Here is a 25,268-nt window from a genome sequence, read left to right as displayed (position 1 = left end):
CTAGAAGCTGAAGGACAGGGTGCGCGGCCCGGTGCCGGTGAGGCGCGTGGTCACGGAGACCCCCGAGTAGTCGGGGATGTGGAGCACCCCCTCCGGCAGTTCACCGGCGTTGGGCCCGACCGCCACGGTCCGGATGCCGGCGGCGACTCCCGCGGCGATGCCCGCCGGGGCGTCCTCGAACACCACGGCGTCGGCCGGGTCCACCCCCAGCAGGTCGGCCGCCCGCAGGTACCCTTCAGGGTGCGGTTTGCCGCGGACGACGTCCTCGGACGTGACCGAGGCGGCCGGCACGCCGATCCCCGCGGCAGCCATCCGGACCTCGGCCAGGTCCCGTGACGCGGACGTCACCAGCGCCACGGCATCCGGCGGGAGGCTCGCCAGCAGCTCCAGAGCGCCCGGCACCGGGACAATGCCGCGGGTCTCGGCCAGCTCCATGCGGCCGAGTTCCGCCGCGAGGGCATGGACGTCGGCACCGGCCGGGGCGAACCTGCGGACAGTGTCCATCGCCTGCACCCCGTGGGAGGAACGCAGGATCTCCTCGATATCCAGGCCGTAACGCCCGGCAAAAGTGGTCCACACCTGTTCCACGATGCTGGTGGAATCCACCAGCGTGCCGTCCATATCGAACAGCACGGCGCGGGCGGTCAGGGTCATGGCACCGGGACGGGAGGGAAGGCTCATGAGTCCATCCTCCCCCATGCCTCCGCCTCACACTCCGCGGGCCGGCGCGGAGCCGTCACCGCGCGCAATGTGGCGGCGTCAGCCGTTCGGCCGGCCGGGGATGTACTGCACGGCCCATTTGTTGCCGTCGGGATCGGCGAAGTAGACGAAGTGGCCCCAGTCCTGGACGTCGATATCGCTGACGTCCACACCGTTGTCCCTGAGCTGCTGGTGCGCGGCCTGGATGTCGCTGACCACGAGCTGCAGGCTCGGTGCCGTACCGGCCGGAGCGTCGTTGAGGCCCTCGCCGATCGCGATCGAGCAGCCGGAGCCCGGCGGCGTCAACTGGACGAACCGGATGCCCTCCATGGGCCGTTCGTCGTAGTCGGCGTTGAACCCGACCTTGTTGACGTAGAAATCCTTCGCCCGGTCAACATCGGACACGGGCACAAACACGAGTTCAAGTTTCCAGTCCATGGCGCACAGGCTAACCCGGGCCGCGGCAATGCGGAAGGGACCCGCGGAGGAGGATCCGCTCCTAGCCGGCGATGCCGTAAAGGCGGTCTCCCGCGTCGCCCAGGCCCGGCACGATGTAGGACTTCTCGTTGAGCTTCTCGTCGATCGAGGCCAGGACGATTGTCACGTTGGCGTCGGAGAGCTCTTCCTCGAGCTTGGCCAGGCCCTCGGGGGCCGCGAGGAGGCAGATGCACGTGACGTCGGAGGCGCCGCGCTTGAAGAGGAACTTGATGGCCTCGCGCAGGGTTCCGCCGGTGGCCAGCATGGGGTCCAGGACGAAGATCTGGCGGTCCGTGAGGTCCTCCGGGAGGCGCTCGGCGTAGGTGATGATGTCCAGCGTCTCCTCGTCGCGGGCCATGCCCAGGAAGCCGACCTCGGCGGTGGGGACCAGCTTGGTCATGCCCTCGAGCATGCCGAGCCCGGCGCGAAGGATCGGGACCACCAGCGGGGTGGGCTTGGTGAACGCGGTGCCGACGGTGGTGCTGACGGGCGTCTCGATCGTCACCGGTTCGGTGCGGACCTCACGCGTGGCCTCGTAGGCGAGGAGCGTGACAAGCTCCTCGGTGAGCTGGCGGAACACCGGGGAGGGGGTGTTCTTGTCCCGCAGAACGGTGAGCTTATGGGCGACCAGCGGGTGGTCCACAACGAGAGTGCGCATGGGTCAAAACTATCACCCGGACGCCGAGGACCGTCCCGCGGGGCCGGGCGTATCGGCGTCGTTTGCATCTGTCTGAGTAGTGCCGCCGGCAGGGCCGCCGGCGGCCCTGCCGGCGGCGCCCTCATGCAGGTGGGCGGGATGCTCAAAGGTCGGCGCGGGGCCGGCGTGTTCGCGGTGCCGCAGCACATGGAAGAGCCGGTGGGCCAGGATCACAATCCCCACCCAGGCCAGTCCCAGCACCCACCCGATGATCACATCGGTCATCCAGTGATGGCCCAGATAGACCCGGCTGAGGCCCATCGCGACGATGAAGATCGCCCCGGCGGCGATCAGGGCGATCCGGGCGCCGGTCCGTTTGATCTGCAGGCAGGCCAGGTACACCACAAGCGCGATCACCACCGTGGTGTTCAGCGTGTGGCCGCTCGGGAACGACGGCGAGGTCTCGTAGGGCGGCACCGCGTCGGCATGGTCCGGGCGGGTGCGGCCGATCAGTTTCTTGCCCACGGCTGTCACAGTCACGGAGACGGCGGCGGCTCCGCCGATCAGGATCAGCGGCCGCCAAGACCGGGAGGTGTAGATCAGCAGCGCCGTCAGGATGCTGCCCAGGATGGGCATCCCGATGCCGCCGCCGATGTTGGTGAAGCCGGTGATGAAAGCGTCCAGGCCGGGGCTGCGCAGCTGCTCCATGAACGCCAGCGTGGGCTTGTCCAGGTTCGCGAGGCCGGCTTCGTCGACCACGTTGTCGTAGACCTCGGCACTGACCAGCGCCAGGACCACCACCACCACGCCGCCGATCAGCATGGTGATCCACAGCGCCGCGTAGGGCACCACCCATCTGCCCCAGCGCTCCGTCAGCCAGTTCTCTGTTCTGGTGGTCACGGCCGTCTCCCGAATACTTGGCTAATTTACCCCGTGGGCTGCGCAGCCGGGCTGAACAGCATGCTTAGGATCGAAACTATCATTGACCCATGACTTCCCCGGAGCCGCGCCATGCCCAGTGGATGGGCCTTGCCCTGGCCGAGGCCCGCAATGCCCTGGCCACCGCGGACGTCCCGATCGGCGCCGTCGTGATCGGCCCGGACGGTTCGGTGCTGGGCGCCGGGCGCAACGAACGCGAGGCCCTCGGAGACCCCACAGCCCATGCCGAGATGGTCGCCATCCGGGAGGCCGCCGCACGGCTGCGGGCGCGCCGTGCCCAGGAAGGCAGGAGCGACGACGGGTGGCGGCTGGAGGACTGCACCCTGGTGGTCACCCTGGAGCCCTGCGCGATGTGCGCGGGAGCGGTCGTCCTGGCCAGGATTCCGCGGGTGGTGTTCGGCGCCTGGGATGAGAAGGCCGGGGCCGCGGGCTCCGTGTTCGACATCCTCCGCGAGCGCCGGCTCAACCACTGGGTGGAAGTGTATGCGGGCGTCCGGGAGCAGGAGTGCGCCGCGCTGCTGCGGGATTTCTTCGCCGGGCACCGCGCCTGATCCGTTCCGGCTAGCCGGCAGCGCTTCCGGCGGCACGGCCGGCGGCGGATGACACCGGCAGCGCCTCCGCCGCTGAGGCTCCTGCCGATGCCGCGAGCGCATCGATCCGTTTCTGCCGGGTGGCCGGTGAGTCGAGGCTGAAGGCCCGGAAGTCACCCAGGTCCTCGCGGATCCACGCTTCCACTTCGGCGATCCGCTGCGTCACGGCGGGCGTGGGGCCGTGGAACAGCCAGGACACGATCCGGTCCCTGGCCGGCTCGTACTGCCAGAGTCCGATGATCCGGCCGCGGTCCAGGATGGGGTGGTCCGGGAGGTCCGCCTGCAGCGCGAGCGATCCCAGCGCCGGCTTGTCCCGATCTTCCTCGGCCAGCAGGTCCGCCGCGTTGCGGCGCAGTAGGAACAGCGAGTCCGTGCCGGCGAGCAGCTGGATCTGTTCTTCCGCGGGCGCCTCAAAGCCGGCGAGGAGCCCGACGTCGTCGGGCAGCATCCACAGCGCGTCACCCCCTGCGGTTGGCTGTGATGAGGCCTGTGGCGTGGTCTGTGACGTGGTCCGGGCGGTGGGCACCTCGACGGCGCCGACGGCGGCGAGCGCCGCCTTGGTCTGCGCCACGGTGAACGCCGTGAACCACTGCGATTGTTTGAAGGTGGCTCCGCCGGTCCAGCCCAGGTAGCGGCGGATCAGCTCGGCGCGCGCGGCGTCGTCGTCGAGGCTGCTGGCCGGCAGCCCCCAGGGCTCGTAGGCGTAACGCTGCTGGTCCAGGCGCCCGTTCGCGGGGACCCGGCGGATCCGGCCGTCCGACTGCAGGATCCCCAGGGCGGTGGGCAGGGTGGTGGTGGCGCCCTTCTTCTTGCCCTCCTCGCCGAGGTTGCGCACGGAGTCGCCGAGCTCGTCCTTGAGCTGGCGCGGATCCATGGGCCCTTCCGCCTCGGCGAGCGTGTGCAGCACCTGCTCTTCCAGCAGCGTGATCTCGCCGCGGTCCACGCCGAGCCTGCCCACCACCTTGAAGGCCGACTCGGCAGCGTCCCGGCCCAGCTGGAGCGCCCAGGCGAAGTCGTCCCGGCCCAGCACGTAGGTGCAGCCGCGGGCGGCGGGAAGCTCCAGGATCCGGCGCGCCAGGACGTCGGCGTCCACCTGCTCGCGGCGGATGCCGGCCCGGGCGAAGAGCGTGAGGTACGGGTTGGCGCCGCCCACGGAGCGGGCCCAGCCCGCCCGGGCAAGAACCTGTTCCGCGGTGCAGCCGGCCAGCGAGCCGTCCAGGCCCTGCCTATGCCAGGCCCACGCCCGGAGCCGTTCCGGGGTCAGGCTCTGCGGCTCCGGCAGGGTGGCGGGCGCGTTGGTCGACGGCGGCTGCGTCGTCACAGGCTGGGTGCTCATGGGCTCATTCTCCAACAGCTTCCCCGCCAGCGGTATCAAGAAGGGGAATCAACCCCCGCCGCCTGGCCGCCTGTCCCCGCAGGTTCTGCCGTTTCCACCGAGAGGATCCCCAGCACGGTCCGCGCGGTGGCGTCCCAGCCGGGCAGCCGGCCCCGTGCTTCCGCCGCAGCGTCCCGCCAGCTCTCCCGAAGCCCGGGGTCGCGCAGCCAGCGGCGGAGCAGGGCCGCCAGCGGGGCGGGGTCCGTTCCGAGGCCGACGGCGGCGCCCGGCATGGCAGGGACCAGCACCGCGGGCACCGGCACACCCGGCGGCGTGTCAGGCGGCATTTCGGGCAGAGAGCCAGGCAGTGTGCCGGGCGGTACGTTTGTTTGGCTGCCGGCGGCGAGCGCCTCGACGGCTCCGGTGCCGTCGCGCACCACCACGGGAATGCCGCGGGCCAGCGATTCGGTGACCACCAGGCCGTAGGTTTCGGCGCGGGATATCAGCAGGCTGAGATCGGCCGCAGCCCATTCGGCGTCGAGCGCCGGTCCCCGGAGCTCGCCCGGGATGCTGACCCGCCCCGCCAGGCCAAGCGGCTCCAGCGAGGACCGCAGCTTGGCGGCATAGCCAGGGTCGGCCGTGTCCGAGCCGATGAGCGACGCCGTCCAGGACAGGTCCGTGAGCCGGGCGAGTGCGGCCAGGAGGAGCGACTGGTCCTTGTTCGGCAGCAGCGCGGCCACGGCAATGAAGTGCGGCACGCCTGCGGCCAGGCTGCCCGCCGCCGGCGGGGCGGGCGCGGTGCCGGGCAGCGCCACCCGGCCGCCGTCGAATCCGTGGCGGGCGCGGATCCCCTCCGCCGCCGAGCGGCTCGTGCAGATGATTCCGGCCGCGGCCCGCAGGGCCCTGCGTTCGGCCTCCGGGTGGTCCGGCAGGGGCATGTGGAGCAGGATCCAAACCTGCTGACCTGCGGCGGCGGCCGCTTCCAGTTCATCGGGCGCTCCGCAGGCAAGGAGGCTGTCGACCATCGTCACGGATCCCGGCATCATGGAACCCGCCGCGGAACCCTCGATGGCGGAGGAGCCAGCTGCGGTGCCGCCAACTGGAGGGCCGTCGCCGGGTGCCGCGTGCAGCAGCCGGGCCAGGCGCTGCCGGTCCGACGCGCTGCCTCCCGGCCAGTCGCCGTCGAGCGGGCAGGTTTCCACCGCGGCGCCGAGGGCGGCGAGTTCGGCGGCGAGCGCGGCATTGTAGACATTGCCGCCGGAATTGTGCCGGACGTTGCCGGGCACAACGAACCGGATCCGGGGGCTGGCCTGCGGCATCTGCGGCGCCTAGCGGGCGTCGAAGTCCAGCGAGTAGCCGGCCCAGGCATCGGGGGTCTCGCGCAGGATGACATCCAGCCCGGTAAGCTCGCGGCCGTCGCTGCCGACGCGGATCTGCGCCGCGACGGCGTCGGCGATGTACCGTGCCAGGGCCTCGGTGGTGCTGAGCTTGCCGGCGAAGTCCGGGTGCTCGTCGAGGTTCTTGTAGTTCAGCCCCTCGAGGACCCCGTCCAGCACGTCCCCCGCCGCGCCGATGTCCAGCACGATCGCGTCGTCGTTGAGCTCCCGGCGCCGGAAGGTCACCTCCGTGACAAACGTGGCCCCGTGCAGGCCCTGGGCGGGGCCGAAGGCTTCGCGGGGAAGGCTGTGGGCGATCATGAAATTGCGGCGGACGGTCAGGCTGAACACGGGCTACCTCGTGGCTTCGGTGGGCTGATGAGTGGGCTGGTCTGTGGCCGGTGCTTCGGCCGGAGGAGCTTCGCCGGTCGTGGCCCCGGCGGACGGGTATTCAATGACGTGGCACAGGGCGTCCAGGGTTCCGTCGGCAAGCCGCCGGACAATGCCGGGGAGCTCTGCGAACGTCGAGGATCCGGTGAGGAAGAGGTCAAAGTCCGGGTCCTGCAGGAGGGACACGGCGAGCGCGAGGCGCTCGGCGTTGGTGCGGCGGTGCCGGCGGGCGCGGGCCACCATGCCCACCTGGCTGGCCCGGATGGACAGGCGGCGGGCGTGGAAGTCCTCCCCCAGCGGCAGGCTGACTTTCCGGTCGGCGTACCAGGACATTTCGATGATGTCGCCTTCGTCGCCCACGAGCTGGAGGCTCCGCTGCAGGCCCTCCTGCGAGGCGGAGCAGTGGATCACGATGTCGCAGTCCGGGAGGGCGTCGTCGGGGTGGCTGAAGTCGACGCCGAGGGCGTCCGCGAACGCGCGCTTGGCGGGGTCGACGTCGATCAGCTGCAGCCGCGCCAGCGGAAACCCGGCCAGGAGCTTGGCCACCATGCCGCCGACGAGTCCGGCGCCGATCACCGCAACCCTGTCTCCAAGGCGGGGCCCGGCCTCCCAGAGGCCGTTGACGGCGGTTTCCACGGTGCCGGTGAGCACCGCACGGCGGGCGGGGACGCCGTCGGGGATCACGGTCAGTGATTCGACCGGGACGACGAAGCGGTCCTGATGCGGGTAGAGGCAGAAGACGGTCCTGCCGGCCCAACCCTCCGGTCCGTCCTCGACCACACCCACGGTGAGGTAGCCGAATTTCACCGGGTATGGGAAGTCGCCCTCCTGGTGCGGGGCCGCCATGGCGCCGGCGACGCACGCCGGGACACTCGCGTGATGGACCACGAGCTCGGTGCCCTTGCTGATGCCCGAATACAGGGTCCGGACGAGCGCCTCGCCGGAGCCGGGATCGGGCAGATCCTCGCTGCGGAGCTCGCCCTGTTCCGGGCCGACGGTCCAGTAGGCGGTGGCGTGCCGTTCAGAAGAGGCGTGCCGTTCAGAAGTAGTCATTGTGCTTACGAATCTAATGCCCTCACTGTTCGCGGGGAAGGGTGACGGCCTCCGGCGCGGCGTTCTGGGACGGCCGCTGCGGCTCGTTTTGTGGATGGGCGCCTTGCTCCGGTACCCTAGTCAGGTTGGTGACGTGTCCGAGCGGCCGAAGGTGCAACACTCGAAATGTTGTTTGGTGTCAAAGCCAACGTGGGTTCAAATCCCACCGTCACCGCGAATGAGAAAGGCCCTGCTTCCCTTGTAAATAAAGGGAAGCAGGGCCTTTTGCTTTGTGTAGATGACCCTCCATGGCAACATTTTGACAACATCGGAACGTGAGACTGCGTTATCTAGGGCGTCCGCTACTGAGTCCAAGTCGTCATCGAAGAGGACCGCGTAGACGTCCAGGGTCATGGCGGCGCTGCCGTGTCCCAGCATCTTCTGAACCGCTTTTACATTGGCGCCAGCCGACACGGCGAAGCTGGCTGCGGAGTGCCGCAAGTCATGAGGCGTGATCCGAGGGATTCCAGAGCGCTTCACAGCACCCGCGAACCAGCTGATGTTGTCTTCGTGGACTCGCGCAGAGCGCCGATAGCCGCCATCCTCCCCAGCAAATACAAGACTCGTGCAGAGCGCCGATAGCCGCCATCCTCCCCAGCAAATACAAGATCGTCGCGATGCTTGCCCTCGCATTGTTGTGCCAGCAGGTCGGCCAGGAACTTCGGGAACGGCTTGGAGCGGCGCTTGTGGTTCTTCGGGGTGCCCGCCACGATTTGAGTCCCCACTTCGACGGCGTTCTCCGTGACCAGGAATCGCCGCTTGAGCATGTCCAGATCCTTGACGCGCAGTCCGGTTGCTTCGCCCCACCGAAACCCGGAATATGCGAGCACCAAAACCAACGCCGGATATTTCGACTCTGAGGCCATCAGATGCACTTATTCGTGACTCAGGTAGATATGGGCTTCTTGGCCTTCCTAGGCAAGCTATGTTTCGACGCCTGGTGAAGATAGGCGTGGGGCGCGTGACCGATTCTGACTGGGATATTGAGGAGTATCGGCGGTGCCCCGGACACCTACGCCACATCCAGCGGGGGAACCGTGTGCCGGGATTCCTGCCCCGTAAGCAAAGCCCCCATCAGAAACAGCTTGTGCCCTGAGAGGGCTCAGCGTTGCATTAAATGATGAGCCCAATGGCGTCCCTAGACACGCCCGAGGTTTCCGGGGATGTACTTTTGTTGATCGCAGGAATAGGCGTGGCTGCGATCATCCTGATGGCGGCCTTCCTTACCTTCCTGTACTACCGCGACCGGGCCGAGGACAAGCGATCCGATGAAGTAGGGATGCGTCACCGATCCTCTGGCGGGTCCCACCGGCGCTTGTAGTCGTCTGCCCACCTATGGCGAACTAGGCGGCCATACCCCTAGAGAAGCTCGGGGTAAGCACGGCCAATCTGATCGCCCCTCCCACGATGGCTGCTAGCTCGCGCCTGATGATCATCAGTGCGGGCTCAAGGCCGCAGCCCTCCGTGACCCGAATCCAAGTTGTCTTCGCCAAGCGACTTCATCAGGCGAGTTGAGCCGTCCACTGTGGTCATCAAACAAAGTGATGAACTTTGCCTAAATTCAGGGACCCTGCCCGCCATCTCAGGCGCTGGAGAAATCCCACCGTCACCGCCAAATAGCAAGGCCCCTGAATTTCTTTGTTTGGAAGGAAATCAGGTGCCTTTTGCTTCGCCCGCCGCGGCTCTCTGTTCTCGGCGGGGCCGGACCGGCAGACGCACCAAAACTCTTGATGCCTGTGGGGCTGTTGTGGCTATACTCATGCGTGGGGGCGCCGTTGACGGCACCTACGTTGCCGGCGGGTGGACCGCCACCCACGCCATGTGGGGGCCCAAAGGAACCAAGTGGGTCGTCCGCGTCCATAACACCGAGGCGGACCCGATGATCTTCAAGGTCAGCAGGACATACGTCGTCCGCTAATCTCTGTACGGCAGGGAACCCCCGTCAGTCGCAACGACCTACGGGGGTTTTCCGCATTGGCGGCTCCGGTGTGTTCAGGCCCTGCTCAAGGCTCCCCGTCGAGTTGCTCCAATTCCAGGCACGCGTCCTCGTAGGAAATGTCGCCGTTCCGGAAGTCCCGCTCGATTTCCACGGCTCGACGCCGCGCATAAGCCGTGCCCAGTGTTCCCGTCATGCCGGCCTCGAGATAGTCCAGCCGGGAGTGCCTGGCCTGCTGGTCCCGGCCGGTCGCGTGGCGGCGGATCGCCCCGCGGAACCAAGCGCCAGGGTGCATCAAGCGCTGTGCATAGGCTCTGGGATCGACTAAGTACATGCTTCCATGGTTCATCTCTCCGCTGAGAAGTCCATGAGTATCCTCTGGGTGATCGGGGTCAACAGCTGGCGGGAATTCCCGACCGCCTGCCGGTACGCGGACAGATACGACTTCCCGAAGAACTCAACACCGACCCGGGAGAAGTGGGTCTTGTCGCCTTGGTTGACGCCGCCGGCCATGGCTTTGGCAAAGCCGGTGAAAGCGACCCTGGATGGGGTTTCGCGCTGGGCCTTGTCGATGTTGGCCAGCCCCGGAGTGGCGGCGATACCCTCCGGCGACAGGCCACCGGCCACAAAGGGGAGTCTCGGCGAGGCGAAACGCGAACGAAAGAACCCGATCAGTTCATCAAGCTCCGCCGCGTAGGACGCAGCGGATATGGACGAATTGCCTTCGCCCTGATGCCACAGGACGCCTTTGAGCGCCACACTGTAGCCGGCTGCCTTCGCCGCGGCCATGCCCTCCCTAGTCTGGGTGACGGCGAGGGCCGGGAGGTCGAATCGCGGGTCGACCGCCACACCGACGGACCACGTCAGTTTGTCGAGCGCTGAGCTGAACAAAGTGGCGCCGTGGGCCGCAGGAATGATGAGCACACTGACGTTGGGCTGCTGGGTCTTCAGGTACTCGCGGGCAAAGGTTGTTGCCGGGGAGATCCCGGTCGCCAAGTCATGCATGTCCAAGGGGACGGTCGCGGGGCGGAACGTCCGGTTCTTCGCGCCGTACTGGAAGATGCGCGGGTCGGTCCGGTCATACGAGCCACCGGAGGGAAGGCCGCGCCCGGACATGTTCGACTGTCCGACGGCCAGGAAAACATGCATTTCAGTGACCTTGCGGGTGGGCGCCGGAGGCGACGGCGCTGCCGTTTCCGGCGGCAGAGACGCCGGCGGTGAAGGAACCGGCGGCGGATCCCCCTGCGGCGAAGAGGCCCGTGGCGGAGAGACCGGCGCCAGCACCAGCAGGAGGGACACCACGAGCAGGGACCAGAGCAGCACTGATACGAGCCGGGAGCGGTCAAATGCCACGGTGAAACGCGCCTCCAGACAGCTGCGCCGCCTTAGCGGCCGGTGCCCGCGAATCTACGGGCGAGCCAAATGCTACACGGGACGGGCTGAGGGCGCCTGCCCCCCATGAGGGCGCCGCCCCCAAGCGCGCCTGGCGGCCCCGGAATGACTCCGGCCGGCGTCCCGCCCTATTCGCGCACGATCACGACATCCAGGGTCCGCGGGCCGTGGACCCCTTCGACGCGTTCGAGTTCGATGTCGCTCGTGGCGCTGGGGCCGCTGATCCAGGTCTGCGGGCGGGTGCCGTCGAGCCGGCGGAGGGCCTCGGGCAGGATGGCGGTGATGTCTCCGGCCCGGACGAGGCAGATGTGCCGGTCCGGGACGAGGCTGATGACCCGGCGGCCCTGGTCCGGGCCGGCATCGAGGATGATGGTGCCGGTTTCGGCGACCGCGACGGCGCTGCCGGTGACGACGGCGTCCACCGCGTCCAGTTCCCCGACGCCCAGCCGGTGCCCGGGGGCGTCGGTGACGCGGCGGGCCGGCCCGCCGTCGTGGACGTCCGCCGCCGCGAACAGCGCCTGGTCCAGGCCGTGCGGGACGGCGTAGCGGACGGTGCCTTCGAGCAGCGCGGCGAGGCGCTGCGGCACTGCGGCAGCGTCCTCGACGAAGACGTTCGCCTTGTAGTCCAGGAGCCGGTCCGTCAGCAGCTCGATGAGTTCTTCCTGGCCATGTTCGGCGGAGCGCCGGTAATCCCGCGGCACTTCGGGTACGGCCGGGGCGTCCCGGAGGGCGGAGCGGATCCGGTCGAGTATTTCTGCGCGCGCGTTCACGGGTTCTCCTTCGGGCCGGTGGATCCGTTGCTGGTCTCTATAGTGCCGGGGGCCCCGGCGCCGGGGGCTTCGGGGCCGGTTGCGTCCGCCGGGGCGGCCGGGGCCTGGTGTTCCTTGTCCCACCATTGCCGGAAGGACTGCGCCGGCGGGGCGGGGATGTCGCGGCTTTGGGTCCAGCCGGCGGCGATGCCGGGCAGTTTGGTGATTTTCTTATCCGGTCCGGCGGCGAGCCGGCCCAGCGGCAGTGCCTTCTCGACCAGCCCAAGGTGCTTGCCGGAGGACAGCGCCCAGGAGGCCGCCTTCATGCCGAGGTCCATCTGGCTGGGCAGTTTCTTCTTGCCGCGTTTGCTGTCCACGTCCTCGCCGCGCAGGTGCACCAGGATGTCCGGGATGTTGATCTTCACCGGGCAGGCGTCGTAGCAGGCCCCGCACAGGGATGAGGCGTAGGGCAGGGAGTTGTTTTCCTCCGCCGTGATCCCGGTCAGCAGCGGGGAGAGGATGGCGCCGATCGGTCCCGGGTAGGTGGAGCCGTAGGCATGCCCGCCGGTGCGTTCGTAGACGGGGCAGACGTTCATGCAGGCGCTGCAGCGGATGCAGTGCAGGGCGGAGCGGCCCATTTCGTCGGCCAGGGCGGCGCTGCGCCCGTTGTCCAGCAGGACCAGGTGGACGTTCTGCGGCCCGTCGTCGGGCGTGACACCGGTCCACAGCGAGGTGTAGGGGTTCATCCGCTCGCCGGTGGAGGACCGCGGGAGCAGCTGCATGAACACCTCAAGGTCCTCCCAGGCCGGCAGCAGCTTCTCCACGCCCATGACGGTGATGAGGGTTTCCGGGAGCGTCAGGCACATGCGCCCGTTGCCCTCGGATTCGACGACGGCGAGCGTGCCGGAGTCGGCGAGGGCGAAGTTCGCGCCGGACACGGCCACCTTGGCGCTGAGGAATTTGCGGCGCAGGTGGGCCCGGGCGGCGGCGGCGAGGCGGGCCGGTTCGTTGGTCAGCTCCGGATCGACGCCCTCCATTTCGCGCAGGAAGATGTCCCGGACCTGGCTGCGGTTTTTGTGGATGGCCGGGACCAGGATGTGGCTGGGTTTGTCGTGGTCCAGCTGGACGATGAGCTCGGCGAGGTCGGTCTCGAACGCCGCGATCCCCTGTTCCTCGAGGTACTCGTTGAGGCCGATTTCCTGGGTGGCCATGGACTTGACCTTGACCACCTCGTCGGCGCCCTGCTCCCGGATGAGGTCGGCGACAATCGCGTTGGCCTCGCCGGCGTCGCGGGCCCAGTGGATGGTCCCGCCGCGGGCGGTGAAGTTCGCCTCGAACTGCTCCAGCAGCTCCGGCAGCCGGGCCATGACGGATTCCTTGATCGCCCGGCCGGCGTCGCGCAGCTCCTCCCAGTCGGGGAGTTCGGACACGACAGCCAGCCGCTTGTCCCGGATGGTCCGGGTGGCGTGGCCGAGGTTGGCCCGCAGCTGGGTGTTGCCGAGTTCGCGGCGGGCGGCTTTGGGGAAGGGCTCGTGTTCGTGCAGGTTGCCGATGCCGAAGACGGGCAGGGACGGCATCCCCAGGAATGTGCCGCTCATCGTGCGGTCCTTCCGGTGGTGAGGCGGACGTCGCCGGTGACGGCGGCGGGATGCTCGAGAGTGCTGGCCAGGATCTCGGCGAAGTGCATCGTGGTGACGCCGCTGCCCTGCCGGGACAGGCCGCCGCCGATATGCATCAGGCAGGACGCGTCGCCGCCAGTGCAGAGGCTGGCGCCGGTGCCGCAGATGTTGGCGGTCTTGTCCTCGAGCATCGCCGAGGACACGTCCGCGTTCTTCATCGAGAAGGTGCCGCCGAAGCCGCAGCACTGCTCGGCCTCGGGCAGCTCGGCCAGCTCGATGCCTGCCACCGAGCGCAGCAGGTCCAGCTGCCGGTCGCCGAGCCGCAGCAGCCGCATGCCGTGGCAGCTCGGGTGGTAGGTGATCCGGTGCGGGAAGTAGGATCCCAGCTGCGCCGCGGCATCCGTGACGCCCAGGACGTCCACCAGGAGCTGGGACAGCTCATAGGTTTTATCTCCGACGCCGGCCGCCCGGGCCTCCAGCCCGGAGTCTCCGCAGCGGCGGGCGACCATGGGGTGCTGATGCTTCACGGAGGCGACACAGGAGCCGGACGGTGCGACGGCGACGTCGTACTCCTCCGCCTCGAAAGCCTTCACGTGGTTGGCGACAACCGGCAGCGCCTCCTTGAAGTAGCCGCTGTTGACGTGCATCTGCCCGCAGCACGCCTGCCCGGAAGGGAAGATGACCTCATGGCCGAGCCGTTCCAGGATGGCCACGGTGGCGCGCGCCGTGCCCGGGTACATGGCGTCCACGATGCACGTGGCGAAGAGCGCGATCCTCACAGGGCACCTCCGGCCCTCTGATGTTCCGCACGGCGGCTCGGCGCGTATTCGGCCGGCTGGCCGGAGGCGCGCACGACGGCGCGCAGCTCGTCCAGGCCGCCGCCGAGCACGCCGGCGGCGCGGGCCTGGACCAGGACGTTGCCCAGCGCCGTGGCTTCGACGGGGCCGGCCAGGACGGGTTTGCCGGTGGCGTCGGCGGTGAGCTGGCAGAGGAGCCGGTTTTGGGATCCGCCGCCCACAATGTGCACGACGTCGGTGCTCAGGTCCGCGAGCCTTTCGGCGTCGGAGATGGTCCGGGCGTAGCCGGCGGCGAGGCTGTCCAGGATGCAGCGCACGATGTGCGCGGGATGCTCCGGGAGGACCGCGCCGGTGTTGCGGACCGCGGCCCGGATGCGGTCGGGCATGTTGTCGGGGGCGATGAAGTAGGAGTCGTCGGCGTTGATGAGCGGGCCGCCGGCAGGAAGCGCTGCGGCGGCGTCGAGCAGTTCCTCGAGCCCGGGCCGGTAACCCTCCCCCGCCCAGGTGCGCTGGCACTCGCTCAGCAGCCAGAGGCCGCCGACGTTGCGCAGGTACCTGATGGTGCCGTCCACGCCGCGTTCGTTGGTGAAGTTCGCGGCACGGCTGGCCTCGGTCAGGACCGGGTGGGACAGTTCGACGCCGACCAGCGACCAGGTGCCCGAGGAGATGTAGGCGAATTTCTCCTCATCGCCTCCGGCGCCTGCGGGCACGGCGGCGACGGCCGAGGCGGTGTCGTGCGAGCCCACGGCCACCACGGGGGTGCTTTCGGGCAGGCCCACGCGTTCGGCGATGTCTTGTCGGAGGGTGCCGACCGTTTCGCCGGGCTGGATCAGCGGCGGGAACAGGTCCTTCGGCAGGTCCAGGGCGGCCAGGAACTCGGTGGCCCACTCCCCCGCGACGGCGTCGAAGAGCCCGGTGGTGGAGGCGTTGGTGGCCTCGGTGCGGCGCCGGCCCGTCAGCAGGAACCCGATGAGGTCCGGGATGAGCAGCGCCTGCAGCCCGTCCAGGCGGGGCTCGGTGGCGAGCTGGTAAATCGTGTTGAACGGCAGGAACTGCAGCCCCGTGGTGGCGTAGAGCCGGGCCGGGTCGAGGAGCTGGTGAACCCGGGCGACCGCGGCACGGCTGCGGTCATCGCGGTAGCTGAAGGGCGCCGCGACGAGGCCGCCGGCGGCGTTGACCAGGCCGTAGTCCACGGCCCAGGTGTCGATCCCGATGCTGGCGATACTCTCCCCGCGGGCCGCGGCCGCCGTAGCGGCGGCCGCCAGCCCCGTGAGGACCTCGGCGAACAACGCGTCGAAGTCCCAGCGGAGGCCGCCGTCGAACTCCTTGACCCCGTTGGGGAAGCGGTGCACCGTCTCCAGCCCGGCGCTCTTCCCACCGGGGCCGCCCGTAACCCTGCCCAGGATGACCCGGCCCGAGGAGGCGCCGATGTCGATAGCGACAAAGACACTGCCGGCGAACAGGCCGCCGGGCACTGCACTGCTGTTCGTCACCACGGGTGCCGGGGCAGTGCCAGCCGCTGAGGTTTCCGTGCTCATCGCAGGAAGGCCGCGGCCACGCCGGCGTCGACGGGGATGTGGAGCCCGGTGGTGTGGGAGAGCTCGCTGCCGGTGAGTACGGCGGCGGCGTTGGCCACGTTTTCGGGCAGGACTTCGCGCTTGAGCAGGGTGCGCTGGGCGTAGTACTTGCCCAGTTCCTGCTCGTCGACGCCGTAGACGGCGGCGCGCTTTGCGCCCCAGCCGCCGGCGAAGATCCCGGAGCCGCGGACCACGCCGTCGGGGTTGATGCCGTTGACCCGGATGCCGTACTCGCCCAGTTCCGCGGCGAGGAGCCGGACCTGGTGGGCCTGGTCGGCCTTGGTGGCGGAGTAGGCGATGTTGTTCGGGCCGGCGAACACGGAGTTCTTGGAGGAGATGTAAATGATGTCGCCGCCCATCTCCTGGCCGATCATCACCTGCGCGGCGGCCTTGGCCACCAGGAACGAGCCCTTGGCCATGACGTTGTGCTGCAGGTCCCAGTCCTTCTCCGTGGTTTCCAGCAGCGGCTTGGAGATGGAGAGCCCGGCGTTGTTGACCACCAGGTCCAGTCCGCCGAAGGCCAGGACGGCTTCCTGGATGGCAGCGGCGATCTGGGCTTCGTCAGTGACGTCGGCCTGGACGCCGATCGCGACGTCGGCGCCGCCGAGTTCCGCGGCCACGGCCCGGGCGTTGTCCAGGTTCAGGTCAGCGATGACCACGCACGCGCCGTCGGCGGCGAAGCGGGTGGCGATCGCCTTGCCGATGCCCGACGCCGCCCCGGTCACCAGGGCGATCCGGCCGGCGTGGGATTTCGGCTTGGGCATCCGGGCGAGCTTGGCTTCTTCCAGGGCCCAGTATTCGATCCGGAACTTCTCGGATTCCTGGATCGGGGCGTAGCTGGAGACGGCCTCGGCGCCGCGCATGACGTTGATGGCGTTGAGGTAGAACTCCCCCGCCACGCGGGCGGTCTGCTTGTTCGCCCCGAAGGAGAACATGCCCACCCCGGGCACCAGGACGATCGCCGGGTCCGCGCCGCGCAGGGCGGGGCTGTCCGGGGTCGCGTGCCGGTCGTAGTAGGCCTGGTAGTCCTCGCGGTAGGCGGTGTGGAGTTCCTTGAGCCGGGCCACGGAGTCTTCGACCGGGGCGTCGGCGGGCAGGTCCAGGACCAGCGGTTTGACCTTGGTGCGAAGGAAGTGGTCCGGGCAGGAGGTGCCCAGGGCGCCGAGTCGCGGGTGCTCGGCGGCTTCGAGGAACTCCAGAACGGCGGGGTCGTCGCTGAAGTGCCCCAGCTGGGGCTTGTCCGTCGAGGCGAGCCCGCGGATCACCGGGGCCAGGGCGGCGGCCTTCGCGCGGCGCTCGGTTTCCGGGAGGGCCGCGTAGCCGGGGAGCTTCGGCCCGAACGGTTCGGCCCGGCCGTGGTCCTTGATGTACTGCTCGGCCTGCTCGATGATCCACAGCGAGTTGGCTTCGGCTTCCTCGCTGGTGGCGCCCCAGGCGGTGATGCCGTGGCCTCCGAGGATGGTGCCGACCGCGTGCGGGTTGGCGTCCTTGATCGCGGCGATGTCCAGGCCCAGCTGAAATCCCGGGCGGCGCCACGGCACCCAAGCCACCTTCTCGCCGAAGATCTCCTTGGTGAGGGCTTCGCCGTCGGCGGCCGTGGCGATGGCGATGCCGGAGTCCGGGTGCAGGTGGTCCACGTGTGCGGCGTCCACCAGGCCGTGCATGGCGGTGTCGATCGACGGCGCGGCGCCGCCCTTGCCATGCAGGCAGTAATCGAACGCGGCCACCATCTCGTCTTCACGCTCGACGCCGGGGTACACGTTCTTCAACGCCTGCAGCCGGTCCAGCCGCAGCACGGCAAGGCCTTCGGCCTTCAGCGTGCCCAGGTCCCCGCCGGAGCCCTTGACCCACAGGAGCTCGACGTCCTCGCCGGTCACGGGGTCCTTCTCGGTGCCCTTGGCGGAGGTGTTGCCGCCGGCGAAGTTGGTGTTCCGCTTGTCCGCGCCGAGGCGGTTGGAACGGGAGATCAGCTCTTCAACAGTCTTGTTCATCATTACTTATGCGCCCCATCCGGCTTGCTGGCCGCCGACGCGGTCCTCGTTGATCTTCTTCTGGTAACCGCTGGCCTTGAAGGCGGCCATCGGGTCCGCGGGCAGGCCGCGGGATTCACGCCACTGCGCCAGTGCAGGACGGACATCGGTGTAGAAGGCATCGTTGAAGATGCCGTTGGCGGCCAGGACGTCGCCGTTGCGCTGGGCCTCGGCCAGCGCGTCGGTATCGATGAGCAGGGCGCGGGCCGTCATTTCCTGGACGTTGAGCACGGAGCGGATCTGGCCGGGGATCTTTTCCTCCAGGTTGTGGCACTGGTCCAGCATCAGGGCGACACGTGAATTCTCTCCTGCGGACTTGCCGAAGCCGCCGCCACGGATGACCTCATGCATGATCCGGAACAGCTGGAACGGATCCGCAGCTCCGACGATCAGGTCATCGTCCGCATAGAAGCGGGAATTGAAGTCGAAGGAGCCGAGCTTGCCCAGGCGCAACAGCTGCATGACGATGAATTCGATGTTGGTGCCCGGGGCATGGTGGCCGGTGTCGAGGCAGACGAAGGCCTTCTCCCCCAGCGCCAGGGTCTGCGCGTAGGACGTGCCCCAGTCCGGAACATCGGTGTGGTAGAAAGCCGGCTCGAAGAACTTGTACTCCAGCACCAGGCGCTGTTCCGCGCCCAGGCCAGCGTAGATCTCCTGCAGGGATTCGGCGAGGCGGTCCTGCCGGCCGCGCATGTCGTCCTGGCCCGGGTAGTTGGTGCCGTCCGCGAGCCAGATCTTCAAATCGCGCGAGCCCGTGGCGTGCATGATCTGAAGGCACTCGAGGTGGTGATCGATCGCGCGGCGGCGCACCGCGGGGTTCGAAGAGGTCAGGGAGCCGAACTTGTACTCGTCATCCTGGAAGGTATTGGAGTTCACCGTGCCCAAGCCCACGCCCAGGTCCGCGGCGTACTCCTTCAGGGCCGCATAGTCATCCACCTTGTCCCAGGGAATGTGCAGCGCAACCGTGGGCGCCAGACCGGTGAGTTCGTGGACCTTCGCGGCGTCGGCCAGCTTCTCCTGGACGGTGCGCGGAGTGCCCGGGGTACCGAACACCTTGAAGCGGGTGCCGGAGTTGCCGTAGGCCCAGGACGGGACCTCGATGGCGAGTTCCCCGAGGCGACTCAGGGCCGTTTCTGTGGTGTTCATGATTGTTCCTTCTGCTGTTGGTGGTTGTCCCCGGCGTCTTTGGCCGCGGACAACTGGTCCTCGAGATTGAAAATTTCCGTGAGCTGGAGGAAGCCCTGGTCCGGTGCCTGCTCTTCGTCGTCGAACAGGGTCGCCATTTCGGCCTGCCAGCGGGCGTTCACCTCGGTCAGGGCCATGCGGGCCCGCGCTGCGTCGAAGTCGTCGCACTCCACGTACCCCACGAGCAGCCCGTCGTCGGCGAGGAACAGCGAGTAGTTGTTCCAGCCGGCTGCCTTGAGTTCCCGGAGCATCTCCGGCCACACAGCGGCGTGACGGCGCCGGTATTCGGGGATCTGGCTGGGTTTGACCGAGGAGCGGAAGCACACCCTCATGAGGAATTCTCCTGATCTCGACTCTTGATCATTCGACCGATTGAATCGATTCATTTAGACAATAGCATTCTGCGAATTTGTTCCGCCAACTCCGGCGCTGATCATGACGTCAGCGCCGGAACTGGCAGCCTGAAAAAGGAGCCTAGAAGTTGTACTGGTCCACGTTCTCCGCGGTGAAGACGGTGGGCTCGCCGAGCAGAACGGTGGAGTTGGGGCCGACCTTGAACTCGCCCAGCGTGCCCGCCTTGAACGTCTGGCCTTCGGCACCGGTGATCTGGCCGGAGGCGAGGGCCGCACCGGCGTAGGCGGCGAGGTAGCCGAGCTTCTCGACGTCCCACAGGGCGAAGGACTTCATGGTGCCGTTCTTCAGGAATTCCTTGAGCTGGCTCGGGAAGCCGAGGCCGGTCAGCTGCACCTTGCCCTTGTATTCAGACCCGGACAGGTACTGGGCGGCAGCGGCAATGCCGACGGTCGTGGGCGAGATGATGCCCTTGAGCGTGGGGTGGGCCTGGAGGAGCGCCTGGACTTCCTGCTGGGACTTCTGGGCGTTGTCATCGCCGTAGGCGGTCGCGACGAGCTTGAGCTTGGCGTACTCGGGCTTCTGAAGTTCCTTCTTCATCAGCTCGATCCACGCGTTCTGGTTCGTGGCGTTCGCCGTGGCGGACAGAATGGCGATGTCCCCGCCGTCGGGACCGATGGCGTCGGAGATGAGCTTGATCTGGGTGGACGCGATGCCTTCCGCGGTGGCCTGGTTGATGTAGATGTCGCGGCAGGAGGGATCGGTGTCCGAGTCAAAGGTGACCACCTTTGCTCCGGCACTGCGGGCCTCGTCCAGTGCCGAGCAGATGGCCTTGGGATCGTTGGCCGAGGTTGCGATGACGTTGGAGCCCTGCTGCGTGAGGGTGTTGATGTAGCTCACCTGGCTGGAGGCGCTGGCCTCGGACGGACCCACCTCGGAGAAGATGCCCTTGTATTCCTCGACCGCAGCCTTGCCGCCGCGGTCAGTGACCGTGAAGTAGGAGTTGTTCAGCTGCTTGGGCAGGAACGCCACCTTCAGCCCCTCCTTGATCGGGGCATTCGGATCGGCTGCCGCGCTGGACGAGGCGGCTCCGGCGCCGGCCGTGCTGGAGGTGTTGGTGGTTCCGCCGCAGGCGCTAAGTGCCAGCGCGAGTCCCGTGGCGGCGGCGATGTAGGCCGGCGCGAGGCGGCGGGATCTGGTCGTGGACATGAATTTCATAGTGGTGCCTTTCAACTGAACGTCATTGTTGCTGTGGTGGGGACGGTGGTCAGGTTGTTGAAGCCTTGCGGGAAAGGGAACGGATCCAGGTGATGGCGTTGGGGGCGACGACGGCGAGGATCAGGAGGCCGCCGGTCAGCATGGACAGGGTGTCCTCGGGGACGCTGGCCAGCTGGAGCGCGTTGCGCAGGATGGCGAGGAGCCCGACGCCGGCGATGACGCCCGGCAGGGTGCCTTTGCCGCCAAAGATGGACACGCCGCCGAGCAGGACTGCCGCGATGACGGACAGTTCCAGGCCCGTGGCGTTGTCACCGCGTGCGCTTCCGTACCGCAGGGTCCACCACACGCCGACCAGCGCCGCGACGGTGCCGGAGATGACGAAGAGCCAGAACTTGGTCCGCGCGACGCCGATTCCCGAGAACCGGGCGGCGTCCACGCTGTAGCCGATGGCGAACAGGGAACGGCCGAAGCCCGTGAAGTGCAGGGCGACACCGAAAATGATGACCAGGAGAATGACCGGCAGGATCCAGACCGGGATGCCCGTGGAGCCGATCTTGGCCTGCAGGCCCGTGGTGATGGCGCGGGGGAAGCTGGTGACGGCCTGATCCCCGAGGACAACGAAGGCCAGCCCGCGGTACAACGCCAGGGTGCCGATGGTCACGGCCAGTGACGGCAGGCCGACCACGGAGACCAGGAATCCGTTGAGTGCCCCGGACACAGCGCCGAGGACAATGCACAACGGAATGATCGTCTCCATTGGCATCCCGGAGTTCCAGAGCGCTCCGAACACGCAGCTGACGAAGCCTGCGATGCTGGCGACGGACAGGTCGATCTCGCCGGTCACGATGATCAGCGTCATCGGCAGGGCCAGCAGCAGGACCGGGATCACGTCGATGAGAAGGAACCCGACGTTGCGGGACGTGGCGAACCCGCTCACGGTCATGGAGGCGACGATGATGCTGGCCACGAGGGCCAGAATGATGGCGGTGTCCCAGCTGCGCAGGAAGCCGAAGCGGGGGGTGCGGCGGGTTTCTGCTGCCGGCGGTGCTGTATCAACCAGCATGTGAATCGTGTCCTCTCAGACGGCGCTCGGTGCGCAGGGCAAGGTATCGGTCCAGGACAATCGAGGCCAGGATCAAGACGCCGATCATGGCGCGCTGCCAGAACGGCGAGACTCCCAGGACCGGAAGGGCGGAGGTGATGGTGGTCAGGAGGAGGGCGCCGAGGGCGGCCCCGTAGACCGTGCCGACACCGCCGGCGATGGCAACCCCGCCCACCACGGCCGCGGCCACGACGTTCAGTTCGAGGCCTTGGCCCGCCGTCGCGTCCAGGTTGCCGTACTTGGCCGCATAGATCACCCCGGCGAGTCCGGCGAGGGCGCCGGAGATCGCGAAGGCGGAGAAGACCTTGCGCCCCACCCGGATTCCGTAGAGGCGGGCGGCCTGGACGTCTGAACCGATGGCGTAGAACTCGCGTCCCGAGCGCAGGTTTTTCAGGTAGAGCCCGAATGCCATGACGACCGCGAGGGCAATCAGGGCCAAGTAAGGGAATCCCAGCAGGGTGCCGGCGCCGAGGGCCAGGAAGTCTGCCGGCAGGTCCGAGGGGCTGATCTGCTGGCCCTGGGCCCAGGCGAAGTCAACGCCGCGGAAGATGTACAAGGTGCCCAGGGTGACCACCAGGGCCGGCACCTTGGCCACCGCGATCAGCGCTCCGTTGATGGCCCCCAGCACGGCGCCGAAGGCGATGCCGATAACGAGCATCGCGATCACGGGGAGGTCCGGCAGCGCGATGAAGATCTTTCCCGTGGCGAAGGCTGTCAGTCCGAGCACAGACCCGACCGACAAGTCGACGTTCTTCGTTACGATCACGATCGCCTGGCCGACGGCGAGGATCACCAGGATCGAGGAGTTCAGCAGCAGGTCTTTTATGCTTTGCCCGCTCAAGAACCGCGGGTTGGCCGCTACTGTGACGGCGATCAGGATGACCAGCGCCAGGAACACGCTGAATTCACGGGATCGGGTCAACGTCCCCAGCCATGCCATGGACGGCTGACGTTGCAGGGTTAGGGTGGTCACGCTGTTGTCTCCTTGGTTTTCGGGTCGACTCCCGTGGCGGCCGTCATGACGGATTCCTCCGTGGCGTCCTTGCGGCTAAGTTCTGCGGTGATCCGCCCCTCGTGCATCACCAGGACGCGGTCCGACATGCCCAGGATCTCGGGCAGCTCCGAGGAGATCATGAGGACGGCGAGGCCCGTGCCAGCGAGCTCGGAGATGAGCCGGTGCACTTCGGACTTGGTGCCGACGTCGATTCCGCGGGTGGGTTCGTCGATGATCAGGATCCTTGGTCCCGTGGCGAGCCATTTGCCCAGGACGACCTTCTGCTGGTTGCCGCCGGAGAGAGTCGAGATCGGGGACATCGGGGACCCCGCCTTGATCTGGAGCTTCTTGGCCCATTCCGTGGTGGCTTTGGCCTCGGCCTGGTTGGTGAGGAGGCCGAAACGGCTCAGTTTCTGCCGGAGCGTCAGTGTGAGGTTGCGGCTGACGTTCAGTTCCATGACAAGGCCCTGCTTGCGCCGGTCCTCCGGCACGAACGCGAGACCGGCGGCCATCGAGGCCCGGGGCGACAAGGACTTGAGCGGCTCGTTGCGGACCAGCACTTCGCCGGAATCGTATTTGTCGATGCCGAAGACGGCCCGCGCCACCTCGGAGCGCCCGGCGCCGACCAGGCCGCTGAGACCGACGATTTCGCCGGCCTTCACGGTGAAGGAAATGTCCGAGAAGACGCCCTTGCGGCTGAGTCCCCTCACTTCGAGGGCAGTGGCCCCGATCTGCGTTTCCTGCTTCGGGAACAGGGAGGCGACGTCGCGGCCGACCATCTGCCGGATCACGCCGTCAACCGTCAGTTCGGCGGCAGGGGCGGTGGCGACGTGCGCGCCGTCGCGCATTACGGTGATCCAGTCCGCCAGGGCAAAGACTTCCTCGAAGCGGTGCGAGATGAACAATACGGCGGCCCCCTGGGCCTGCAGGGTGCGGGTGACGGCGAAAAGCCGGTCAACTTCGACGCCGCTAAGAGCCGCCGTCGGTTCGTCCATGATCAGGACGCGCGCGTCGAGCGAAATGGCCTTGGCGATTTCCACCACCTGCTGGTCGGCAATGGAAAGACCCTGTGCGGCCCGGTCGGGATCGATTTTGACCCCCAACTGCTCAAAAAGCTCAAGTGCCTGCCGGCGCATCGCCTTCCGGTCGATTCGGCGCAGGGAGCGCAGCGGCTGCCGGCCCATGAAGATGTTCTCGGCGACGGTGAGGTCCGGGAACATGGTCGGTTCCTGGTAGATGACCGCAATCCCCGCTTCGCGGGCATGGAGTGGATCGCGGAACGAGACCTCCTCGCCATCCAACAGGACCTCGCCGCGATCCTGCTGGTGCAGCCCCGCGAGGGTCTTGACCATGGTGGATTTGCCGGCGCCGTTTTCTCCGACCAGCGCGGTGACCTGACCCCGGTACAGGCTGAGGCTGGCGCCTCGCAGCGCGTGCACCGCGCCGAAGGACTTGTGGATATCCCGCAGTTCCAAAACTGGAACATCGGCCACCTCGGCACTCCGGCGACTCCGAACCGTGGCGTCCTGTGCTTCGGCCATGTCCGTTACTCCTTTGTAATGAATCGATTCATTTGTGAACCTCCTCACACGTTAGAGCGTGTTTCCATGGTGTGTCAACCAGCAAACCATCGGGCAGATCATGTGAACGAAGTAACATTAATGGAACGGATTGATTCGATTCAGGAATGGGGAGGTTCACAGGTGCCAGGCGACCCGGGTGCAAAGCTGAAGGATGTGGCCGCGCTTGCGGGGGTTTCCGTAGGCACCGTGTCCAATGTCCTCAACCGGCCGGAGCAGGTGTCGCCGGAGAAGAAGAGCCGCGTGCTGGCCGCCATCGACCAGCTGGGTTTCGTGCGCAACGAATCAGCCCGGTCGCTGCGGTCAGGGTCCACCAGGAGCCTCGGCATGCTGGTGCTGGACGTCCGCAACCCCTTCTTCACCGATGTGGCGCTCGGGGCCGAAAACGTCGCCGAAGACCACAAGCATTCCCTCATCCTGGCCAACAGCGCCGAAGACGCCGGGCGGGAGCTGGCCTATCTGGACCTCTTCGAGCAGCAACGGGTCCAGGGCGTTCTGATCACTCCGTTCGGCCAGGTTCTTCAACGGCTCGAAACCATGCGTTCCCGGGGCATTCCCTCGGTGCTCGTTGACCGGCTCGCCAGCACGGATGAATTCTGCTCGGTCTCGGTGGACGACGTCGCCGGCGGCGCGACTGCCCTCACCCACCTCCTGAGCGTCGGTTCGGTGCGCCCGGCGTTCGTCGGCGGCCCGTTCACTCTGCAGCAGGTCGAGGACCGGTACCGGGGCGCCGCCGAGGCGGCGGCAGAGGCGGGGGTCCCCATTCAACTGTTTGAAACGCCGGACCTGAAATTTGAGCGCGGGCGCCAGATCGGCGATCTCATCAGCAATCTCCAGCCGGCCAAGCGCCCTGACGCCGTTTTTGCCGCCAACGACCAGCTGGCACTGGGACTCCTGCAGTCCTTCGCCGCCAACGGGCTCCGCGTGCCCGAGGACATCGCAATCGTGGGCTTCGACGACATCGACTTCGCGTCGCAATCGAGCATTCCGCTGACCTCCATCAGCCAGCCGAGGCAGCTGATCGGCGAACGTGCCGCCCAGCTCCTCTTCGCCGAAATCGACGACGAGCCCGGCCACGTGCACAGCCAGGTGGTGTTCACGCCCGAACTCGTTGCCCGGCAGAGCACCCGGCGCCAGACTCCGGCCATTGCTCAGCATGGCTAACGAGGGACGCGAGCGTCGCCCAGGGCGGCGCCATCAGCCCGTTTATGGCGTTTGCAGGG

Annotated in this window: 27 protein-coding genes and 1 tRNA gene; 4 read left to right on the top strand and 24 right to left on the bottom strand. The window is 67.7% G+C overall.

The features are described from left to right. From LDO15_RS03375 to LDO15_RS03360, 4 genes are all read right to left on the bottom strand, one after another. Positions 1-681: an HAD-IA family hydrolase gene (locus tag LDO15_RS03375; RefSeq protein WP_223984008.1), complete on the bottom strand. Its 681-nt coding sequence runs from the start codon at positions 679-681 to the stop codon at positions 1-3. A 78-nt stretch (positions 682-759) separates the two neighbouring features. After that, entirely contained in the window at positions 760-1,137 is a 378-nt protein-coding gene (locus LDO15_RS03370) for a VOC family protein (RefSeq protein ID WP_223984006.1), read from the bottom strand. Between the two features lie 61 nt (positions 1,138-1,198). Beyond that, the gene (upp, locus tag LDO15_RS03365) at positions 1,199-1,834 is read right to left on the bottom strand and encodes a uracil phosphoribosyltransferase (RefSeq protein ID WP_223984004.1); all 636 of its coding nucleotides are present in this window, start codon (positions 1,832-1,834) and stop codon (positions 1,199-1,201) included. Positions 1,835-1,846: 12 nt separating this feature from the next. Further along, positions 1,847-2,713, bottom strand: coding sequence for a phosphatase PAP2 family protein (locus tag LDO15_RS03360; protein WP_223984003.1), 867 nt, complete (start codon positions 2,711-2,713; stop codon positions 1,847-1,849). 89 nt (positions 2,714-2,802) lie between these two features. On the opposite strand from LDO15_RS03360, the gene LDO15_RS03355 reads away from it, so the two are divergent. Continuing rightward, complete coding sequence (locus LDO15_RS03355; RefSeq protein WP_223984002.1) at positions 2,803-3,303, top strand: nucleoside deaminase; 501 nt, start codon at positions 2,803-2,805, stop codon at positions 3,301-3,303. Positions 3,304-3,313: 10 nt separating this feature from the next. On the opposite strand, the gene LDO15_RS03350 is transcribed toward LDO15_RS03355, so the two are convergent. From LDO15_RS03350 to LDO15_RS03335, 4 genes are read right to left on the bottom strand one after another with little or no spacing between them, the layout of a single operon-like run. After that, on the bottom strand, positions 3,314-4,678 hold the full coding sequence (locus LDO15_RS03350) for a crosslink repair DNA glycosylase YcaQ family protein (RefSeq protein WP_223984001.1): 1,365 nt from the start codon (positions 4,676-4,678) through the stop codon (positions 3,314-3,316). A gap of 35 nt (positions 4,679-4,713) precedes the next feature. Next, positions 4,714-5,976 (bottom strand): glycosyltransferase, encoded by a 1,263-nt coding sequence (locus LDO15_RS03345; RefSeq protein ID WP_223984000.1) that lies wholly within the window; start codon positions 5,974-5,976, stop codon positions 4,714-4,716. Between the two features lie 9 nt (positions 5,977-5,985). Beyond that, positions 5,986-6,384 (bottom strand): 6-carboxytetrahydropterin synthase, encoded by a 399-nt coding sequence (locus tag LDO15_RS03340; RefSeq protein WP_223983999.1) that lies wholly within the window; start codon positions 6,382-6,384, stop codon positions 5,986-5,988. 3 nt (positions 6,385-6,387) lie between these two features. Next, positions 6,388-7,476 carry a zinc-binding alcohol dehydrogenase gene (locus tag LDO15_RS03335; RefSeq protein ID WP_223983998.1) on the bottom strand — a complete coding sequence of 363 codons (1,089 nt, stop codon included), beginning with the start codon at positions 7,474-7,476 and terminating at the stop codon, positions 6,388-6,390. A gap of 127 nt (positions 7,477-7,603) precedes the next feature. On the opposite strand from LDO15_RS03335, the gene LDO15_RS03330 reads away from it, so the two are divergent. Next, positions 7,604-7,690, top strand: a tRNA-Ser gene (locus LDO15_RS03330). Here the strand turns inward: LDO15_RS03330 and LDO15_RS23350 are convergent. The 3 genes from LDO15_RS23350 to LDO15_RS03320 form a co-directional block, all read right to left on the bottom strand. Then, positions 7,672-7,995, bottom strand: a complete 324-nt coding sequence (locus LDO15_RS23350) for a tyrosine-type recombinase/integrase (protein WP_346655979.1) — start codon at positions 7,993-7,995, stop codon at positions 7,672-7,674. The genes LDO15_RS03330 and LDO15_RS23350 overlap by 19 nt on opposite strands. Next, on the bottom strand, positions 7,992-8,381 hold the full coding sequence (locus LDO15_RS23345; protein WP_263428344.1) for a tyrosine-type recombinase/integrase: 390 nt from the start codon (positions 8,379-8,381) through the stop codon (positions 7,992-7,994). Before LDO15_RS23345 ends, LDO15_RS23350 begins: the two co-directional genes overlap by 4 nt. Positions 8,382-8,653: 272 nt before the next feature. After that, entirely contained in the window at positions 8,654-8,803 is a 150-nt protein-coding gene (locus LDO15_RS03320; protein ID WP_223983997.1) for a hypothetical protein, read from the bottom strand. A gap of 471 nt (positions 8,804-9,274) precedes the next feature. Between LDO15_RS03320 and LDO15_RS03315 the strand changes: the two genes are divergently transcribed. Continuing rightward, entirely contained in the window at positions 9,275-9,433 is a 159-nt protein-coding gene (locus tag LDO15_RS03315) for a hypothetical protein (RefSeq protein WP_223983995.1), read from the top strand. A gap of 85 nt (positions 9,434-9,518) precedes the next feature. Here the strand turns inward: LDO15_RS03315 and LDO15_RS03310 are convergent, their stop codons facing one another. From LDO15_RS03310 to LDO15_RS03250, 13 genes are all read right to left on the bottom strand, one after another. After that, positions 9,519-9,746: a hypothetical protein gene (locus tag LDO15_RS03310; RefSeq protein WP_223983993.1), complete on the bottom strand. Its 228-nt coding sequence runs from the start codon at positions 9,744-9,746 to the stop codon at positions 9,519-9,521. A gap of 50 nt (positions 9,747-9,796) precedes the next feature. Beyond that, positions 9,797-10,804, bottom strand: coding sequence for a sialate O-acetylesterase (locus LDO15_RS03305; RefSeq protein WP_223983991.1), 1,008 nt, complete (start codon positions 10,802-10,804; stop codon positions 9,797-9,799). A gap of 167 nt (positions 10,805-10,971) precedes the next feature. Beyond that, positions 10,972-11,613 carry an LUD domain-containing protein gene (locus LDO15_RS03300; RefSeq protein ID WP_223983989.1) on the bottom strand — a complete coding sequence of 214 codons (642 nt, stop codon included), beginning with the start codon at positions 11,611-11,613 and terminating at the stop codon, positions 10,972-10,974. After that, on the bottom strand, positions 11,610-13,190 hold the full coding sequence (locus LDO15_RS03295; RefSeq protein ID WP_223983986.1) for a LutB/LldF family L-lactate oxidation iron-sulfur protein: 1,581 nt from the start codon (positions 13,188-13,190) through the stop codon (positions 11,610-11,612). Before LDO15_RS03295 ends, LDO15_RS03300 begins: the two co-directional genes overlap by 4 nt. Continuing rightward, positions 13,187-13,990 carry a (Fe-S)-binding protein gene (locus LDO15_RS03290; protein WP_223983984.1) on the bottom strand — a complete coding sequence of 268 codons (804 nt, stop codon included), beginning with the start codon at positions 13,988-13,990 and terminating at the stop codon, positions 13,187-13,189. The genes LDO15_RS03295 and LDO15_RS03290 overlap by 4 nt, the downstream gene beginning before the upstream one ends. Continuing rightward, positions 13,987-15,546: a rhamnulokinase family protein gene (locus LDO15_RS03285; protein WP_223983982.1), complete on the bottom strand. Its 1,560-nt coding sequence runs from the start codon at positions 15,544-15,546 to the stop codon at positions 13,987-13,989. Before LDO15_RS03285 ends, LDO15_RS03290 begins: the two co-directional genes overlap by 4 nt. Beyond that, on the bottom strand, positions 15,543-17,579 hold the full coding sequence (locus LDO15_RS03280; protein ID WP_223983980.1) for a bifunctional aldolase/short-chain dehydrogenase: 2,037 nt from the start codon (positions 17,577-17,579) through the stop codon (positions 15,543-15,545). Before LDO15_RS03280 ends, LDO15_RS03285 begins: the two co-directional genes overlap by 4 nt. A gap of 3 nt (positions 17,580-17,582) precedes the next feature. Then, complete coding sequence (gene rhaI, locus LDO15_RS03275; protein WP_223983978.1) at positions 17,583-18,761, bottom strand: L-rhamnose isomerase; 1,179 nt, start codon at positions 18,759-18,761, stop codon at positions 17,583-17,585. Beyond that, positions 18,758-19,132, bottom strand: coding sequence for an L-rhamnose mutarotase (locus tag LDO15_RS03270; protein WP_223983976.1), 375 nt, complete (start codon positions 19,130-19,132; stop codon positions 18,758-18,760). Before LDO15_RS03270 ends, rhaI begins: the two co-directional genes overlap by 4 nt. Positions 19,133-19,274: 142 nt before the next feature. Beyond that, positions 19,275-20,360 carry a rhamnose ABC transporter substrate-binding protein gene (rhaS, locus tag LDO15_RS03265; RefSeq protein WP_223983974.1) on the bottom strand — a complete coding sequence of 362 codons (1,086 nt, stop codon included), beginning with the start codon at positions 20,358-20,360 and terminating at the stop codon, positions 19,275-19,277. Positions 20,361-20,418: 58 nt separating this feature from the next. Beyond that, the gene (locus LDO15_RS03260; protein WP_223983971.1) at positions 20,419-21,432 is read right to left on the bottom strand and encodes an ABC transporter permease; all 1,014 of its coding nucleotides are present in this window, start codon (positions 21,430-21,432) and stop codon (positions 20,419-20,421) included. Continuing rightward, on the bottom strand, positions 21,422-22,444 hold the full coding sequence (locus LDO15_RS03255) for an ABC transporter permease (protein ID WP_223983969.1): 1,023 nt from the start codon (positions 22,442-22,444) through the stop codon (positions 21,422-21,424). The genes LDO15_RS03260 and LDO15_RS03255 overlap by 11 nt, the downstream gene beginning before the upstream one ends. Further along, positions 22,441-24,006 carry a sugar ABC transporter ATP-binding protein gene (locus LDO15_RS03250; protein ID WP_223983967.1) on the bottom strand — a complete coding sequence of 522 codons (1,566 nt, stop codon included), beginning with the start codon at positions 24,004-24,006 and terminating at the stop codon, positions 22,441-22,443. Before LDO15_RS03250 ends, LDO15_RS03255 begins: the two co-directional genes overlap by 4 nt. A 195-nt stretch (positions 24,007-24,201) precedes the next feature. On the opposite strand from LDO15_RS03250, the gene LDO15_RS03245 reads away from it, so the two are divergent. After that, positions 24,202-25,209, top strand: coding sequence for a LacI family DNA-binding transcriptional regulator (locus tag LDO15_RS03245; RefSeq protein ID WP_263428343.1), 1,008 nt, complete (start codon positions 24,202-24,204; stop codon positions 25,207-25,209). Positions 25,210-25,268: the final 59 nt, after the last annotated feature.

Source organism: Arthrobacter sp. NicSoilB8 (assembly GCF_019977355.1).
In the GTDB taxonomy this organism is placed as follows: domain Bacteria; phylum Actinomycetota; class Actinomycetes; order Actinomycetales; family Micrococcaceae; genus Arthrobacter.
The sequence above is the reverse complement of the archived record's forward strand: the minus strand, read 5'-3'. Positions and strand labels throughout refer to the sequence as shown.

Bases quoted from the DNA above. Each gene is read 5' to 3' on its own strand.
- LDO15_RS03375 (WP_223984008.1), bottom strand. From the start codon at position 681: ATGAGCCTTCCCTCCCGTCCCGGTGCCATGACCCTGACCGCCCGCGCC.
- LDO15_RS03370 (WP_223984006.1), bottom strand. From the start codon at position 1,137: ATGGACTGGAAACTTGAACTCGTGTTTGTGCCCGTGTCCGATGTTGAC.
- upp (WP_223984004.1), bottom strand. From the start codon at position 1,834: ATGCGCACTCTCGTTGTGGACCACCCGCTGGTCGCCCATAAGCTCACC.
- LDO15_RS03355 (WP_223984002.1), top strand. From the start codon at position 2,803: ATGACTTCCCCGGAGCCGCGCCATGCCCAGTGGATGGGCCTTGCCCTG.
- LDO15_RS03350 (WP_223984001.1), bottom strand. From the start codon at position 4,678: ATGAGCACCCAGCCTGTGACGACGCAGCCGCCGTCGACCAACGCGCCC.
- LDO15_RS03345 (WP_223984000.1), bottom strand. From the start codon at position 5,976: ATGCCGCAGGCCAGCCCCCGGATCCGGTTCGTTGTGCCCGGCAACGTC.
- LDO15_RS03335 (WP_223983998.1), bottom strand. From the start codon at position 7,476: ATGACTACTTCTGAACGGCACGCCTCTTCTGAACGGCACGCCACCGCC.
- LDO15_RS23345 (WP_263428344.1), bottom strand. From the start codon at position 8,381: ATGGCCTCAGAGTCGAAATATCCGGCGTTGGTTTTGGTGCTCGCATAT.
- LDO15_RS03315 (WP_223983995.1), top strand. From the start codon at position 9,275: ATGCGTGGGGGCGCCGTTGACGGCACCTACGTTGCCGGCGGGTGGACC.
- LDO15_RS03310 (WP_223983993.1), bottom strand. From the start codon at position 9,746: ATGCACCCTGGCGCTTGGTTCCGCGGGGCGATCCGCCGCCACGCGACC.
- LDO15_RS03295 (WP_223983986.1), bottom strand. From the start codon at position 13,190: ATGAGCGGCACATTCCTGGGGATGCCGTCCCTGCCCGTCTTCGGCATC.
- LDO15_RS03285 (WP_223983982.1), bottom strand. From the start codon at position 15,546: ATGAGCACGGAAACCTCAGCGGCTGGCACTGCCCCGGCACCCGTGGTG.
- LDO15_RS03280 (WP_223983980.1), bottom strand. From the start codon at position 17,579: ATGATGAACAAGACTGTTGAAGAGCTGATCTCCCGTTCCAACCGCCTC.
- rhaI (WP_223983978.1), bottom strand. From the start codon at position 18,761: ATGAACACCACAGAAACGGCCCTGAGTCGCCTCGGGGAACTCGCCATC.
- LDO15_RS03270 (WP_223983976.1), bottom strand. From the start codon at position 19,132: ATGAGGGTGTGCTTCCGCTCCTCGGTCAAACCCAGCCAGATCCCCGAA.
- rhaS (WP_223983974.1), bottom strand. From the start codon at position 20,360: ATGTCCACGACCAGATCCCGCCGCCTCGCGCCGGCCTACATCGCCGCC.
- LDO15_RS03260 (WP_223983971.1), bottom strand. From the start codon at position 21,432: ATGCTGGTTGATACAGCACCGCCGGCAGCAGAAACCCGCCGCACCCCC.
- LDO15_RS03250 (WP_223983967.1), bottom strand. From the start codon at position 24,006: ATGGCCGAAGCACAGGACGCCACGGTTCGGAGTCGCCGGAGTGCCGAG.